The sequence below is a fragment of the Streptomyces sp. NPDC007875 genome (assembly GCF_042868035.1).
GTDB classification, from domain to species: domain Bacteria; phylum Actinomycetota; class Actinomycetes; order Streptomycetales; family Streptomycetaceae; genus Streptomyces; species Streptomyces antimycoticus.
In genome coordinates this window covers 118,554-134,157 of record NZ_JBIADZ010000017.1, presented here as the reverse complement: position 1 = coordinate 134,157, position 15,604 = coordinate 118,554, and the positions used below count along the sequence as shown (strand labels likewise).

Below are 15,604 nucleotides of genomic sequence, written 5' to 3'. Positions count from 1 at the left end.
CGGGTCGCACACCCGGTGGCGGCCGGGGTGGGCCATCGGCGGTCACAGATTGATCATGTGTCCGGCGAGCCCGTGGACGGCTTCCTTGACCGCCTCGCTGAGGGTCGGATGGGCGTGGATGTTGCGGGCCACCTCGTGCACGGTCAGATCCCACTGCTGGGCGAGGGTGAGTTCGGGCAGCAGCTCGGTGACCTCGGGGCCGATGAGATGGCCGCCCAGCAGCTCGCCGTGGCGGCCGTCGCTGATGAGCTTCACGAAGCCGACCGGGTCGCCGAGGCCCTGGGCCTTCCCGTTGGCGGTGAACGGGAACTTCGCCACCCGGACGTCCAGGCCGCGCTCCCGCGCCTGGGCCTCGGTCCAGCCGAAGCTGGCGATCTGCGGCTGGCAGAAGGTGGCGCGCGGGATCATCACATAGTCGAGCTCCATGGTCTCGGCCCCGGCGATGGTCTCCGCCGCGACGACGCCCATGGCCTCGGCGGCGTGCGCCAGCATCAGCTTGGCGGTGACATCGCCGATGGCGAAGATGTGCGGCACATTGGTGCGGCAGAGGCCGTCCACGTCGATGGCGCCCCGCTCGGTCAGCCGGACGCCGGTGGACTCCAGCCCGTATCCGTCCACCCGCGGCCGGAATCCGATGGCCTGCAGCACCCGGGCGGCCTGCAGGGTCTGCCGCTGGCCGCCCGTGGTCACCATGACCTTGACCGCGGGGCCCGTGTCGTTGATCGCCTCCACCCGGGTGGAGGTCAGGATGTTCATGCCGAGCCTGCGGAAGCGGCGGGTGAGTTCGGCGGAGACCTCCTCGTCCTCCAAGGGCACGATCCGGTCCATGAACTCCACCAGCGTCACCTGCACCCCGTAGCTGTGCATGATGTACGCGAACTCCACGCCGATGGCGCCCGCGCCCGCGATCAGGACGCTGCCGGGCAGGGTGGGGGCGAGGATCTGCTCCTCGTAGGTCACCACCCGCTCGCTGAGGGAGGTGCCGGGCAGCAGATTGGTGATCGAGCCCGTGGCGATGACGCAGTGGTCGAAGGTGACCGTCTCCGTGTCACCGTCGGAGAGGGTGACACGCAGTTCGTGGGGCCCGGTGAAGGTGCCCCGTCCGTCGTACTGGGTGATCTTGTTCTTCTTCATCAGATAGTGGACGCCCTTGACCCGTCCGTCGGCCACCTTGCGGCTGCGCTCGAACGCGTCGCGGTAGTCCACCGTCACATCGCCGTCCACCCGGATGCCGAAGTTCTCGGCCTCATGGATGAACAGATGGGCCAGCTCGGCGTTGCGCAGCAGGGCCTTGGACGGGATACAGCCCACGTTGAGACAGACGCCGCCCCAGTAGCGTTCCTCGACGACGGCCGTGGTCAGGCCCAGCTGGGCGGCGCGGATCGCGGCGACATAGCCACCCGGCCCGGCTCCCAGAACCACCACGTCGAAATGTGCGCTCATGCGTCGCACCTTAGACATTAGAGTCGGGGTATGGCTTCAGACGAGGGGTCCGTACGGGTGGACAGCTGGATCTGGTCCGTGCGGCTGACCAAGACGCGCTCGATGGCGTCCTCGGCCTGCCGCGCGGGGCACGTCCGGGTCAACGGCGAGCGTGTCAAGCCCGCGCACGCGGTGCGGCCCGGTGACGAGGTGCGGCTGCGCCATGCGGGGCGCGACCGGGTCGTGGTCGTCTCGCGCATCGTGCGCAAGCGGGTCGGCGCGCCGGTGGCCGCGGAGTGCTTCGTCGACAACAGCCCGCCTCCGCCGCCGCGCGAGCACACCGTGCCGATCGGGCTGCGCGACCGCGGGGCGGGCCGCCCCACCAAGCGCGACCGGCGCGAGATGGAGCGGCTGCGCGGTACGCCCGGCGACATCGACTGAGAGCCGGTCAGTCCACCGTGATCCGTACGGGGCCGCCGTGTGCGTCGGCCCCGGCGATCCAGTCGGCGGGCACGTGGAACGGCCGGCCCGGCGCCACCGTGCGGGGAAGGCGCCCGCGGTGCAGCGTCCGGCCGTCCTGTCCGACGGTGAGCACCGGCCGGGTCAGGAACCGCGTGGTGCGCAGGGTGAACCGGCCGCGCGGCGGGCGGGGCCCGTCCGGGGCGATCCGGTTGGGTGAGACCCACAGCAGCGGCGCCTCGACCCGTACGGGCAGCGCCCCCGGGGTCCACGGCCGGCCGGCGAGATGGCGCAGCACGGGCCCGGCGGCCAACCGGCCGTCGAGGGCGGCGATATCGGCGGTCTCGACGGGGTGCAGCAGATTGCCCACGGCGAAGACCCCGGGTTCGCCGGTGCGGAACTCGGCGTCGGCCGCGGGGCCCCGGGTGCCGGGGTCGAGGGCGATTCCGGCGCTTCTGGCCAGTTCGTGGTCGGGGATCCAGTCGCCGGTGAACACGGCGGTGTCGCAGGCGACGGCGGCCATCCTGCCGTCCCGGTGCCGCAGCCGCACGCTCTCCAGCCGCCCCTGGCCGGTCAGTTCGGCCACGGTGGCATCGGTGACCAGCGGAAAGCCATAACGCAGCCGGGTGCCCAGGTGGCGTGCCGGGTGGGTCTGGTGGCGGGGCTGGTCGGTGACCATGGCGGCGACCTCGGCCCCGGCCCGGCGCAGGGTGGCCACCGCGGAGTAGCTGACACGCTCCGCGCCGACGATGACGGCGCGTCGGCCGACGTTCTGGTGGTGCAGATGGACGGCCTGCTGCAGCTGTCCGGTGGTGAGGACACCCGCCGGCCGGGTGCCGGGCACCAACCGGGCGCTGCGCGGGCGTTCCCGGGCACCGGTGGCCAGGACGACGGCGGTCGCGGTGATCCGCTCCAGGCCCGTCGGGCCGGTGATGTCCACGGTCCTCGGCGCCGCCCAGCCCGTGGCCGTGACCGAGGTGCGCAGCACCGCTCCGGCGCGGATGGCGGCGGCGATGTGGTGGCGGGCGTAGTGGGGGCCGGTCATCACCCGGCGCAGATCGCGCAGTCCGAATCCGGTGTGGTGGCAGTGGCGGGGAATGCCGCCCGCGTGCTGCTCGCGGTCGAGCACCTCGACCCGGTCCACCCCGGCGGCGGCCAGCCGCGCGGCGAGCGCGAGTCCGGCCGGTCCGGCCCCGATGACCAGGACGTCGACGGTGCGGTGGGTGCGGTCGCCGGGGGTCATCGCCAGGCCTCCGTCCGGTCCTGGGCCGCGGTGGCCGCGTCGAACTGGGCGCGTACCGCGGCGCCGCAGAAGAATCCCTGGCAGCGCCCGCCGAGGGCCCGGGTGCGACGCCGGAGGCCGTCGAGCGAGCCCGGTGGCACGGTGGCGGTCAGCGCGTCGCGGATCTCGCCCCGGGTGACGCGTTCGCAGTGGCAGACCACGGTGCCGTACGCGGGGTCGGCGGCGATGAGATCGGCGCGCTGGTAGGGGCGCGGGAACGCCTCGCCGATGGTGGGCATCCGCACGGGCTCGATCTCTCGCTCGGGCCCGGGGTCAAGACCGCACTCGGTGAGGAGTTCCGCCACCTGCGCGGCGATCGCCATCGAGGCGGTGAGTCCGGTGGACCGGATGCCGCCCACGGCGACATACCGCCGACCGGGGTCGGCGTGGATCTGGTAGTCGCCGTGCTCGGTGGCGGCGCGCAGCCCGGCGTAGACCGCGGTGACCTCCTCCTCCAGCAGCTCCGGCATGATCCGCGCGCCCTTCTCCCGGAGCGAGGCCAGTCCGTCCGCCGACGATCCGGTGGCGGTCTTGTCGCCGAGGTCCTCGGCTGTGGGGCCGAGCATCACATTGCCGTACACGGTCGGCGCCACCAGGACGCCCTTGCCGAGCGCGGTGGGCACCGGCAGCAGGATGTGGTCCACCAGGCCGCGGGCGAACTTGTCGAAGACGATCAGCTGGCCGCGGCGCGGGGTCACGGTGAACTCCTCGTGGCCGAGCCGCCGGTTGATCTCGTCCGAGTACAGCCCGGCGGCGTTGACCAGGTGGCGGGTGCGCAGCACCCCGCGCGGGGTGGCGATCTCGTGGTGGTCCTCGCCGGTGGTGATGGCCCCGGCCGGGCAGTTCAGATGCAGGGCGACGCCCGCGCGCACCGCCTGGGTGGCGTAGGCGAGCGTCGTCGTCCAGGGGCAGATGATGCTCTCCCCGGGGACTTCGAGCGCGCCGAGGGCGCCCGGTCCCAGATGGGGTTCGCGGGCGTAGACCGCGTCCGCGTCGAGGACGCTCGTCTCGTCGTAGCCGTTGCGCACGGCCTTCTCGGCGAGTGACGGCAGCGCGGCGAGCTGTTCGGCGTCCCAGGCGACGAGGAGTGCGCCGAGTGGTTCGAGCGGGATGCCGGTCTCGGCGGCGTAGGCGGTCAGCCGCTGGTAGCCCTCGCGCACCAGGCGGGCCTCCAGGGTGCCCGGGGTGGCGTCGAAACCGGTGTGCAGAATCGCGGTGTTGGCCTTGGAGGTGCCGTTCCCGACGTCGTCGGACGCCTCGACGAGGGCGATCCGCAGCCGGTGGCGGGCCAGTTCGCGGGCGATGGCGGTGCCGACCACCCCGGCGCCGATGATGGCCACGTCGTAGACCTCGCCGGGGAGGTCACCCGTGGTCGTAACGGTCATTGTGGTCCCTTGCTCGGTGGTGCGAACGGCTCCTGGTGCACGGCGGTCCCAGGCGGGTGTCCTCAGCGGCGTCCTCAGTCGTGGGCGGCGGCCGTCGGCGCCTGGTCCAGCAGCGCGGCCACGGCTGAGCGGAAACCGGTCAGGCGCTCGGCGGCCCGCTCCGCGCTGATCCGTGGTTCGTAGACGGCGGCGGGCTCCCACGCCGGTACCGCCTCCTCGACCGTCAGGTCCGGGTCGAGCCCCAGCCGCGCGGCGGCGCCCACGCCCAGCGCCGTGACATCCGGCAGCGCCGACACCTCCACCGGCCGCTGCAGCAGATCGGCCTGGGTCTGCATCAGCAACGCCGAGCGGGTCAGTCCCCCGTCGACGCGCAGGACGGTCAGCGGCGCGCCCAGGCCGGAGGCGGCCGCCCCGGCGATCTCCACCACCTGGGCGGCGATGCCCTCGCACAGGGCGCGCACCAGATGCCCGGCGGTGGTGTCGAGGCCGAGCCCGGTCAGCGAGCCCTTGAGGTCGCCGCGCCACCACGGCGCCGCGAGTCCGGCGAGCGCCGGTACGAAGGTGACTCCCCCGGTGTCGGGCACGGTCCGGCCGACCGGGTCGAGGTCCTGGGGCCCCTGGATCACCCCCAGGTCGCTGAGCCAGCGCACCGCGGAGGCGGCGGTGTACACCTGGCCGTCCAGGCAGTAGCTGGTGCGCCCGCCGAGCCGCCAGGCCACGCAGGAGACCAGGCCATGGGGGCCACGCCGGGGCCGGTCCCCGGTCTGGGCGAGGAGGAAGGCGCCGGTGCCGTAGGTGCACTTGGCGGTGCCCGGCTCGGTCACCCGCTGCGCCAGCAGGGCGGCCTGCTGGTCGACGAGGAGCCCGGTGAGCGGGACTTCGCCACCGAAGGCCGTGGTGGTACCGACGGCCCCGGCGGCATCGACGACGCGCGGCAGCCGTTCGGCGGTCAGCCCGTAGAGGTCCAGCGCCTTGGGGGACCAGGCGACACGGTCGAGGTCGAGCAGCCCGGTGCGCCCCGCGGTGGCGGCGTCGGTGACGAACGCGCCGGTGAGCCGGTGGATCAGCCATGCGTCGCTGGTGGTGACCACGCCCTCGCCGGTCAGATGGCGCCGGATCCACGCCATCTTGGGCGCCGCGAAGTACGGATCGAGCGGCAGCCCGGTGAGTTCGCGCAGCGTCTCGGCATGCTGCGCGAGCTGCTCGCACACCGTCCGCGCCCGCCGGTCCTGCCAGACCAGCGCGTCGGTCAGCGGGTCTCCCGTGACGGGGTCCCAGGCCAGCACGGTCTCGCCCTGGTTGGCCAGCCCGACCGCCACGACCGGCTCCCCCGCGGCGGCCAGAGCCTGGCGTCCGGCCTCGAGGACCGAGGTGAGCAATGCGGCCGGATCGACCTCGACCAGTCCGCCGGGCAGATACCGGGGGCGCACGGGGACCTCGGCGGAGCCGATCACCCCGCGTTCCGGACACAGCACCAACGCCTTGGTGCCCGAGGTGCCTTGGTCGACGGCGAGGACCGGGCCGGTCGCGGGGTCGGCCGGGGTGCGGTGGCGACGCTCTGCAGGCAGCATGTCCGGTTCTTCGCTCGGGACTGGTGGATCGCATCGGCTCGGGGGACGGTGCGCGGAGATCTTGCCGGAAAGCCTGGTGCAGGCGCGGGGCGGGCGTCAAGACGGCCGATCCGGGCACGCCCGTGGTCCCCCGTGCCCGAGCCGCCGCGACGGGACTATAGGATCCCTGCAACCATCCCCCAGGCCCCTCGTTTTCCGCGTCCGGTACGTCAGCTCCGTACGAAAGTCATCCGATGCCCGAGGAAGAGTTCCGCCCCGTGTACCACCCGGCTGGGTATGACGGCGGACTGCGCATCGCGCTGCAGGATCTGCGCACCGGACGCTGGATATCGATGCGCAATCTGCTGGCGGAGACTCCCACGTGGGCGCTGTGGACTCAGCGGACCCAGGTGCTGGCCACGGCCGCCGCCGGATCCAACGTGGTGGACGCGTGGCGGGCCGAGGAGCCGCAGAGCGTGGCGGCGCTGGTGATGGGCGCCCGGGTGGGGGTGGAACGCGCGGTGCGCGCCCACCGCGAGGGACATCCCCGCACCCGGGAACTGTGGCGGGAGGCGTGGCAGTCCTGCCAGTTGGCCGCGCACCACTCCCCGGCGGATCCGGTGCCCTGGGTGTGCCTGCTGGCCCTGGCCCAGCTGGACAAGGAGCAGCGGCAGGAGGAGCACCGGGTGCCCCCGCCCGGTCCGCTGCTGTTCCCCGGGCCCTGGGGGCTGCTGGCGGAGGCCGACCGGCGCGATCCGTACAACCGCGAGGCGTACCACCGGATGCTGCAGTTCGTGTACGCCCGGCGGGCCGGAGGTTCACTGGCCGAGGCGGTCAACTTCGTGCAGTGGGTGTCCTCGGGCGCGCCCGGGGAGTCCGCGCTGCAGGTGCTGCCGCTGTATGTGCACGTAGAGCGGTACCGCGAGGAGCGGGGCTACGAGAAGGCGCTCGACCTGCACTGGGCCACCGAGGACGCCACCCGGGACGCCCAGAAGGCGCTGCAGGGCTGGTTCGACCACGCGGATCTCGCGACGAGTTCACTGCTGGATCTCAACCATCTGGCGCACGCCCTGTGGGGCGCGCTGCGATTCTCCGACGCGGCCCGCGTCTTCGAGGCGCTGGGACCGTACTTCACCCCGCTCCCCTGGGCCTACCGCACCCCCGACCCCACCGACCGCGCCGTAGCTGAAGAAATGTTTCTTCGCGCCCGGGTCCGCTCGCTGGCCGGCGCCCGTGGGCCAAGACCCGGGGTCAACGGCTGAGCCGCGGTCCTTCCCGGCGTGCCCGACCACCTGCCCATCCGCCCTTCCTCCAGACCGATTTCCCCGCCCGTACCACCGCCCTCGCCCGCCCCAGCATTCGGGAGGTACATTCATGTCCACGGCATGGTCGAGTTCGGGTCCCGCTCCCCAACGGGATGACGAACAGCGGCTGCGTGAGCTCGGCTATCAACCCGTACTGGCCCGCCGCATGGGCGGGTTCGGCAATTTCGCCATCAGTTTCTCGGTCATCTCCATTCTCTCCGGCTGCATGACGCTGTACGGCTTCGGGCTGGACACCGGAGGCCCCGCGGTCATGATGTGGGGCTGGGCCGGAGTGGGGCTCTTCGTCCTGTGCGTCGGGCTCGCCCTGGCCGAGGTGACCAGCGCGTATCCCACCTCGGGAGCGCTGTACTACATGGCCGACCGGCTGGGCGGACGGACCTGGGGCTGGTACACCGGCTGGCTCAATCTACTGGGGCTGCTCGGGGCCATCGCCGGAATCGACTACGGCGCCGCCCTGTTCACCGGCGCGCTCTTCAACCTCCAGTGGGGATTCGATCCCACACCGGAATCGACCATGGTCATCTTCGTGTGCGTTCTGCTGCTGCACGCGGCGCTGAATCTGTTCGGGGTGCGGCTGGTCAGCGTGCTCAACTCGGTCAGTGTGTGGTGGCATCTGGCCGGTGTCGCCGTCATCGTCGGTGCACTGGCGATCGTGCCCTCCCACCACCAGTCGCCCGAGTTCGTCTTCACCAAATTCGTCAATGACACCGGCTGGTCGAATCCGCTGTACGTGGCCGCCATCGGACTGCTGCTCGCCCAGTACACCTTCTCCGGCTACGACGCCTCCGCGCATCTGTCCGAGGAGACCTCCAACGCCTCCGTCTTCGCCGCCCGGGGGATCGTCCGCGCCATCTGGGTGTCCTGGGTGGCCGGATTCGTGCTGCTGGCGGGGCTCACCTTCGCCATCCAGGACTACGCCGGTACGCAGAAGAGCGCCACCGGGGTGCCCCCGGCGCAGATCCTGATCGACGCCCTGGGGACGAGCGGTGCCACCGCGATGCTGCTCATCGTCATCGTGGCGCAGCTGTTCTGCGGGAACGCCGAGGTGGCGGCGGCCAGCCGGATGGTGTTCGCCTTCAGCCGGGACGGCGCGCTGCCCGGCTCACGGCTGTGGCAGCGGGTCAGCTCCCGCACCCAGACGCCGGTGCACGCGGTCTGGCTGTCGGTGGCGGTCGCGTGTGTGCTGGCCCTGCCGTCCCTGTACTCCGAGACGGCCTACGGCGCGGTGACCGCCATCAACGTCATCGGGATCACCCCCGCCTACGCCATCCCCATCTTCCTGCGGCTGCGCGCCGGGGACCGGTTCCAGCCGGGCCCGTGGCACCTGGGCCGCTGGAGCAAACCGGTGGGCTGGATCGCGGTGGTGTGGGTGGCCGTGGTGACGGTGCTGTTCTGTCTGCCGCAGTCCAGTCCGGTGACGGCCGATTCGATGAACTACGCCTCGATCGCCCTGGCCGTGGTGCTGCTGCTGGCCACGATCTGGTGGTTTGTGGCCCGCCGCTCGTACACCACGCCATCCGCGTACGGCACGGCGCGCGAACAGGCGGAGATCGCCGAGGGCATCGTCTGAAGGTGTCTGTCCGGAACCGGGGTGCGGAGGGATTCCGCACCCCGGCTCCGCGCGACCGGGCTCATCCGGAACGGCGCAGCGAGGCGGCCGGGGGACGCTCTCGGCCGGCGCCGTAGGCGAGGAAGTACGCGGGCCCCCGCTTCAGCCAGGGCGCCTTGGTGAGCACCTCGGCCAGCCGCAGCGGCTGACCCGGGACGGCCGGTGAACGCCCCTGCAACAGCGGCTCGATGACCCGTGCGTGGGCGATCCGCTGCAGTATCTGCGTCCCGGCGGCGGTCGGCCACCGGCGGCGCTGGACGGCCCGTACGTCGGCGAGGCCCACGGTGCCCTTCCGCAGCGGCCCGACCAGATGGCGGGCGGCGGCGACCGCGTCCTCGACGGCGAGGTTGATGCCGATCCCGAACACGGGCGACATCGCGTGGGCCGCGTCCCCGATGCACAGCAGGCCGGGGCGGTGCCAGCGGCGGAGCCGGTCCATCCGGACGTCCAGCAGCTTGACCTCGTCCCAGGACCGCGGGAGGGGTTCGCGGTCGGCCACGCCCTGCCGCATCCACGGCGTGGCCTCGGCGAACGAGGCGAGGAACTGGTCGAGGCCCTGGGCGCGCCAGGCGTCGTCGGCCCCCTTGGGGATCAGGGCGGCGCACTGCCAGTAGTCCCCGCGGTCGATCATGGCCGTGAGATAGCGTTCACCGGCATTGCCCACCAGCCCCTGCGGGTCGCGCTCCTCGCGTGGCAGCCGGAACCACCAGACGTCCATCGGACAGGGGAACTCCCGCAGCCCCAGCTCGGGCAGGGTGCGGGCGAGCGACCCCCGGCCGTCGCAGGCCACGGTGAGGGTGGCGCGCAGCTCGCCGGTGGAGCCGGCGAGCCGGTCGCGGTAGCGCACTCCGGTGACCCGTCCGCGCTCCATGAGGAAGGAGGTCACCTCGGTGTTCATCCGCAGCTGGAAGGTGGGCTCCCGCTTGGCCTCGTCCGCCAGCAGATCGAGCAGATCCCACTGCGGCACCATCGCGACGTAGTTGTACTTCCCCGGCAGCGAGCTGATCTCGCCGACCGTGAACAGATCGCCGTCCCGTCCGATGGGCAGCCGGATGGAGCGCACATGCCGCTGCGGCAGGGCCGCGAACCGCTCGGCGAGGCCCAGGTCGTCCAGGAGCCGCAGCGTGCTGGGATGGACCGTGTCGCCGCGGAAGTCGCGCAGGAAGTCCCCGTGTTTCTCCAGGACGGTGACCTCCACCCCGGCCCGGGCCAGCAGCAGTCCGAGGACCATCCCGGCGGGCCCGCCGCCCACCACACAGCATGCGGTCCGCTCCATCTCACGGCTCCCTTCGACGTCCCCGAGGCCATGGGCACCCTCTCAGGAGGGATTACCCCGTGGCGGCACGCCACACCGGCGCCGCGCGTGCGCCCGATCACGATCGGCTTGAATCCTCCCGGGCCCGCGTCCGTATCCCCGCGTGATGGTGTGGGGCGCATAAGGAGGTCTGTATGGCAGCCGAACCCGATCCGGACCGACCGGCCGGGCGCGAGGTGCTCGAGCCGACCGCGATCTTCCGTGCTACGCCGGAGTACGACGACGACTCGCAGGGGCCGGTCGAGGGATGGATGGAGGAGCTCGACCTCTTCCGGCCGCCGGGCACCGAACTCCCGCCCGAGGCACCGCCCATGGCGGATGCGGACACCCAGGAGATGACGGGCGGTCCGGCCGCGGCCGACGCCTGGCCGGTTCAGGGGGCACCGGCCGAGCCGCGCCGTCCGGCCGAGCCGCCCGCCCCGGCCGGGCGGCGCTACCCCAGGGCCGCCCTGCTGGTGCTGGCCGGACTCGGCGCGGGGGTCGCCCTCTCGCTGGTGGTGATGGTGCCCCGGGACTCGGCCTCCGGTGCGGCCGAAGGCGGCGCGTCGGCCACGCCGACGGCGCCCGCGACCTCCGCCGCGCCCGGGACGCCGAGCACGCCCGCCTCGCAGCCGCCGGACGACGCGTTACCGCCGCCGGGCGATCCGGGCGATGTGCTGACCCTCGGGGACACCGGCCCTGAGGTGACCGAGCTCCAGAAGCGTCTGCTGCGGATTCCGAACGTGTATCAGGACGGGCCGGTCAACGGGCAGTACGACCAGACCCTCGCCCAGGCCGTCTCCCGGTTCCAGGTGTGGTACGGGATCCGGGGCGACGCGAACGGGGTGTACGGGTCCGCCACGCGGCAGCAGTTGGAGTCCCGTACCTGACCATTCCGCCGTCGGCCGGGATACCGTCGGCCTGGATCGTCAGACGGCGCCGAAGACCTGGGTCCAGTACGTGCCCGCGCGGCTGCCGGTGGCGTGGCCGATGCCGATATGGGTGAAGTCGGGCTTCAGGATGTTGGCGCGATGGCCCGGGCTGTTCATCCAGCCGCGCACCACCTCGGCCGGGGAGCGCTGACCGCATGCGATGTTCTCGCCGATGCCGCGGTGCGTGGCCCCGGCGGTCCGGGCCCGGTCCCAGGGCTGATGTCCTTCGGGGCCGGTGTGGGAGTAGAAGTCGCGGGCCACCATGTCGTCGCTGTGCGCCTGCGCGGCGGCCGTGAGCCGCGGGTCCGGGGCGAGCGGTGCCAGCCGGGCGGCGGCGCGCTCGGCGTTGGTGAGGGCGATGACCTCGGAGGCCAGACGCAGCAGTCCGTCCGGGGTGAACGGCCTGGCCCATACCGCCGCCCAGTAGACGTCCCCGGTGGTGGAGCCGTCGGCCCGGCCGATCCCCAGGTGGGCGAGGTCCGGATCGTGGAACGGGCCCCGGCTCTTGTCGCCTTGGAGGCAGTAGTCCACGAACTCCCGCGGGGTGCGCGGCCCGGAGACGATGTGCTCGGCGATGGTCAGCGGGGTGTATCCGTGCGCGGCGATCCGATGGAAGAGCGATGTACCGTCCGGGGTCTCCAGCGCCGGCGCACCGTGGGCGGCCATGGCCCGGGCGTGCGCCTCGGCGGCAGCGGTCAGCCGTCCGTCGAGGGCCACGGGGGCGGCCCCGGCCCGTGCCCGCGCCGCGTTCACCACCTCCAGGGCATGCCGTGAGGCCCCGTCGGCGGGCGGAGGGGCAGGAGGCGCGGTCCCGGCCCGAGTGGCCGGCGGGGGCATGGTCCGGGTGGTCGGCGCGGGCGGGGGCGGGGCTGCGCCGTCGGCGATGTCGACGCCGAAGTCCCGCGCCACACCGGCCAGTCCGTCGGCGTAGCCCTGGCCGATCGCCCGCACCTTCCATCCGCCGCCGCGACGGTAGATCTCGGCGAGCAGCAGCACCGTCTCCGCCGAGGGCCGCGGCGGGGCGAACCGGGCCAGCTGCGCGCCCCGCTCGTCCAGGACGCTCAGCACGGGCGCCGGGAGCCGCCCGAGCGGGGTGCCCGGGTCGGCGGGGCTGATGACGAGGGTGACCCGGGCGGCGCCGGGCCGCAGTCCCCGGGGCCGCAGGGTGACGGTGTCGCCGTCCAGCCGGGCGCCGGGCGCGGTGGGCTGGTTGAAGAAGACGAAGTCGCCGTCACCCGCGACCTTGCCGTCCTCGCCGGTGATCAGCGCGGACAGGTCGAACGGGCCCGGCACCCGGATGGTCAGCGCGCCGTCGGGCAGCGCCTGGTTTCCGCCGGGCACCAACTCGCCCATGTCCGCTCCTCACCGCCGCGTATCTGGAGGCAACGCGTCAGGCAGGCAACGCCCGGGCGCGCCCGGCGGTTCCGGCGGTGTGCTCCCGGCGGGTCCGGCGGTGGGGGCGGTCGTCAGGCCGGCACCGCGACGTACTTGTACTCCAGGAACTCGTCGATGCCGACGCGGCCGCCCTCGCGTCCGAGCCCGGACTGTTTGACGCCGCCGAAGGGGGCCGCGGGGTTGGAGACCAGACCGGTGTTGAGGCCGACCATGCCGACCTCGAGCCGCTCGCTGACCCGCAGCGAACGGCTCAGGTCCTGGGTGAACACATAGCCCACCAGGCCCCATTCGGTGCTGTTCGCGGTGGCGACGACCTCGTCCTCGTCGTCGAAGGTGAGGACGGCCGCGACCGGTCCGAAGATCTCGGTCCCCATCAGCCGGCTGGCCGGGGAGACGCCGGTGAGCACCGTGGGCGGGTAGAAGCAGCCGGGGCCCTCGGGGGTGCTGCCGCCGACCAGGACCTCGGCGCCGCGTGCCACGGCGTCCGCGACCAGCTCCTCGACCTTGGTACGGCCGGCCTGGTCGATCAGCGGCCCTACGTCGACACCGGGGCGGCTGCCGGGGCCGACCTCCAGCGCGCCCATGCGGCGGGCGAGCCGGTCGGCGAACTCGGCCGCGACGGAGGAGTGGACGAAGAACCGGTTGGCCGCCGTGCACGCCTCGCCCATGTTGCGCATCTTGGCGGTCATGGCGCCCTCGACCGCGACGTCGAGGTCGGCGTCCTCGAAGACGATGAAGGGGGCGTTGCCGCCGAGCTCCATGGAGGTGCGGACCACCGCGGGCGCGCACTGGGCGAGCAGGGTGCGGCCGACCTGGGTGGAGCCGGTGAAGGAGAGCTTGCGGACGTGCCCGCCGGTCAGCAGCGGCTCCACGACCTCGCCCGCGCGGGAGGTGGTGACCACGTTGAGCACCCCGGCCGGAAGCCCCGCCTCCGCCAGGATTCCGGCGAGCGCCAGGCTGGACAGCGGCGTCTGCGGGGCGGGCTTGAGCACCATGGTGCAGCCCGCGGCGATGGCCGGGCCGATCTTGCGGGTGCCCATGGCCAGCGGGAAGTTCCACGGCGTGACGAGCAGACAGGGACCGACCGGGCGGCGCATCAGCAGCATGCGGTTCCTGCCGTCCGGCAGCGTGGAGAACCCGCCCTCGATGCGTACGGCCTCTTCCGAGAACCAGCGGAAGAACTCCGCGGCGTAGGCCGCCTCGCCCCGCGCCTCGGCCAGCGGCTTGCCCATCTCGGCGGTCATCAGCGCGGCGAGCGCGTCGGCCCGCTCCAGGATCAGCTCATAGGCGCGGCGCAGGATCTCGCTGCGCGCGCGGGGCGCGGTGGCCGCCCACTTCTCCTGGGCGTCCTCGGCGGCGGCCAGAGCGCGCTGTCCGTCGGCGGGGGCGGCGTCGGCGACCTCGCACAGCACCTCACCGGTGGCCGGGTCGTCGACCGGCATGGTCTGACCGCCGGCCGCGTCGGACCACGACCCGGCGATGTAGAGCTGCTTGGGCACCGCCGCGAGGACCTCGGCGGCCGAGGGGTACGAGGGGCTGGACATAGGGGCAATCTCCTTCGTGACCGCCGCCGGTCCGAGGGGTTCGGACCGGCGGGCGGATCGGGCTCCCGTTGGGCGATGTGCGATGCGCGTCAGGAGTCCGCTGTTCCGGCGCTGACGGCGGCGGACCAGGCGCGCAGACCCTCGTCGATCGCCGCTTCGTCGACGACGAGGGCGGGGATCATCCGGACCACATGGTTCCAGGCCCCGCACAGGAGGAGCAACAGCCCTTCGTCCACGGCGGCGCGCTGCACCCGGGCCGCGGTCGCCGGGTCCGGCTCCCCGTCCTCGGTGACGAACTCGCTGGCCAGCATGAGGCCGAGGCCGCGCACATCGCCGATGGCCGGGGTCTTGGCGGCCACCTCCTCCAGACCGCTGCGCAGCCGCGCCCCCATGGCCTCGGCGTTGGCCACCAGATTCTCCTCGCGGACCACGTCGAGGGTGGCGGCGGCGGCCGCGCAGGCCACGGCGTTGGCGCCGTAGGTGCCGCCCTGGGAGCCCGGCCATGCCTTGCTCATCAGCTCCTCGGAGGCGGCGATGCCGGACAGCGGGAAGCCGCTGGCCAGCCCCTTGGCGGTGACCAGGATGTCGGGGCGGATACCGAAGTGGTCATGGCCCCAGAACCGTCCGGTGCGGCCCACTCCGGTCTGCACCTCGTCGAGGATCAGCAGGAAGCCATGGCGGTCGGCCCGCTCCCGCAGGCCCTGCAGGAAGCCCTCGGTGGCGGGTACGTAGCCGCCCTCGCCGAGCACCGGTTCGACGATGATCGCGGCGGTGTCGTCGGGCGGGGAGATGGTCTGCAGGACGTAGTCCAGCTCCCGCAGGGCGAACCGGGTCGCGGTCTCCTCGTCCCAGCCGTACCGGTAGGCGGTGGGGAACGGGGTCACCACGACGCCGCTCATCAGGGGTGAGAAGCCGGAGCGGAAACGGGTACCGGAGGTGGTCATGGAGGCGGCGGCCACGGTGCGGCCGTGGAATCCGCCGTGGCAGACCAGGACGTTGGGCCGGCCGGTGGCCTGGCGGGCGAGGCGCAGGGCCGACTCGACGGCCTCGCTGCCGGAGTTGGAGAAGAACAGACTGTCGAGGCCGGTGGGAAGCACCTCGCCCAGCTTCTCGACCAGCCGCCGCAGCGGTGGGTGCATGACGGTCGTGTACTGGCCGTGGATGAGCGTGCCCACCTGCTCCTGCGCGGCAGCGACGACCCGCGGATGGCAGTGTCCGGTGCTGGTGACGCCGATGCCCGCGGTGAAGTCGAGGTATCGCCGCCCGTCCTCGCCGTCGATGTAGGCGCCCTCTCCTCGGACGGCGACCACCGGAGTGGCTTGGCGGAGCTGCGGCGACAGATTGGTCATGTTCTCTCCCACACGCACAGGTAGGCGATGCGCTCGGACACTTCGAGGGTGAGGGGGC

12 protein-coding genes are annotated in these 15,604 nt (G+C 72.9%); 4 read left to right on the top strand and 8 right to left on the bottom strand.

Annotated elements, in window-relative coordinates; all coding sequences use genetic code 11:
• Positions 1-42: 42 nt before the first annotated feature.
• Positions 43-1,443: a dihydrolipoyl dehydrogenase gene (lpdA, locus tag ACFYOY_RS30585; protein ID WP_351893202.1), complete on the bottom strand. Its 1,401-nt coding sequence runs from the start codon at positions 1,441-1,443 to the stop codon at positions 43-45.
• Between the two features lie 30 nt (positions 1,444-1,473).
• Here lpdA and ACFYOY_RS30580 point away from each other — a divergent pair, with 30 nt between their 5' ends.
• On the top strand, positions 1,474-1,863 hold the full coding sequence (locus ACFYOY_RS30580) for an RNA-binding S4 domain-containing protein (protein ID WP_351893209.1): 390 nt from the start codon (positions 1,474-1,476) through the stop codon (positions 1,861-1,863).
• Between the two features lie 7 nt (positions 1,864-1,870).
• On the opposite strand, the gene ACFYOY_RS30575 is transcribed toward ACFYOY_RS30580, so the two are convergent.
• The 3 genes from ACFYOY_RS30575 to ACFYOY_RS30565 all read right to left on the bottom strand — a co-directional run bounded on the left by ACFYOY_RS30575 (position 1,871) and on the right by ACFYOY_RS30565 (position 6,119).
• Complete coding sequence (locus ACFYOY_RS30575; RefSeq protein ID WP_351893215.1) at positions 1,871-3,124, bottom strand: FAD-dependent oxidoreductase; 1,254 nt, start codon at positions 3,122-3,124, stop codon at positions 1,871-1,873.
• Complete coding sequence (locus ACFYOY_RS30570) at positions 3,121-4,548, bottom strand: NAD(P)/FAD-dependent oxidoreductase (RefSeq protein WP_351893220.1); 1,428 nt, start codon at positions 4,546-4,548, stop codon at positions 3,121-3,123. The genes ACFYOY_RS30575 and ACFYOY_RS30570 overlap by 4 nt, the downstream gene beginning before the upstream one ends.
• Positions 4,549-4,622: 74 nt before the next feature.
• Positions 4,623-6,119: an FGGY family carbohydrate kinase gene (locus ACFYOY_RS30565; RefSeq protein WP_351893226.1), complete on the bottom strand. Its 1,497-nt coding sequence runs from the start codon at positions 6,117-6,119 to the stop codon at positions 4,623-4,625.
• A gap of 233 nt (positions 6,120-6,352) precedes the next feature.
• On the opposite strand from ACFYOY_RS30565, the gene ACFYOY_RS30560 reads away from it, so the two are divergent.
• Both ACFYOY_RS30560 and ACFYOY_RS30555 read left to right on the top strand, forming a co-directional pair.
• On the top strand, positions 6,353-7,360 hold the full coding sequence (locus ACFYOY_RS30560) for a hypothetical protein (protein WP_351893232.1): 1,008 nt from the start codon (positions 6,353-6,355) through the stop codon (positions 7,358-7,360).
• 112 nt (positions 7,361-7,472) lie between these two features.
• Positions 7,473-8,993: an amino acid permease gene (locus ACFYOY_RS30555; RefSeq protein ID WP_351893238.1), complete on the top strand. Its 1,521-nt coding sequence runs from the start codon at positions 7,473-7,475 to the stop codon at positions 8,991-8,993.
• A 61-nt stretch (positions 8,994-9,054) separates the two neighbouring features.
• Here ACFYOY_RS30555 and ACFYOY_RS30550 read toward each other — a convergent pair whose 3' ends face one another.
• Positions 9,055-10,308 carry an FAD-dependent oxidoreductase gene (locus ACFYOY_RS30550; protein ID WP_388590736.1) on the bottom strand — a complete coding sequence of 418 codons (1,254 nt, stop codon included), beginning with the start codon at positions 10,306-10,308 and terminating at the stop codon, positions 9,055-9,057.
• A gap of 173 nt (positions 10,309-10,481) precedes the next feature.
• Between ACFYOY_RS30550 and ACFYOY_RS30545 the strand changes: the two genes are divergently transcribed.
• Positions 10,482-11,216, top strand: a complete 735-nt coding sequence (locus tag ACFYOY_RS30545; protein ID WP_351893250.1) for a peptidoglycan-binding protein — start codon at positions 10,482-10,484, stop codon at positions 11,214-11,216.
• A gap of 39 nt (positions 11,217-11,255) precedes the next feature.
• On the opposite strand, the gene ACFYOY_RS30540 is transcribed toward ACFYOY_RS30545, so the two are convergent.
• The 3 genes from ACFYOY_RS30540 to ACFYOY_RS30530 form a co-directional block, all read right to left on the bottom strand.
• Positions 11,256-12,611, bottom strand: coding sequence for a CAP domain-containing protein (locus ACFYOY_RS30540; protein WP_388590734.1), 1,356 nt, complete (start codon positions 12,609-12,611; stop codon positions 11,256-11,258).
• Positions 12,612-12,724: 113 nt separating this feature from the next.
• Complete coding sequence (locus ACFYOY_RS30535) at positions 12,725-14,197, bottom strand: NAD-dependent succinate-semialdehyde dehydrogenase (RefSeq protein WP_351893262.1); 1,473 nt, start codon at positions 14,195-14,197, stop codon at positions 12,725-12,727.
• A gap of 89 nt (positions 14,198-14,286) precedes the next feature.
• Positions 14,287-15,546, bottom strand: a complete 1,260-nt coding sequence (locus ACFYOY_RS30530; protein WP_351893269.1) for an aminotransferase class III-fold pyridoxal phosphate-dependent enzyme — start codon at positions 15,544-15,546, stop codon at positions 14,287-14,289.
• Positions 15,547-15,604: the final 58 nt, after the last annotated feature.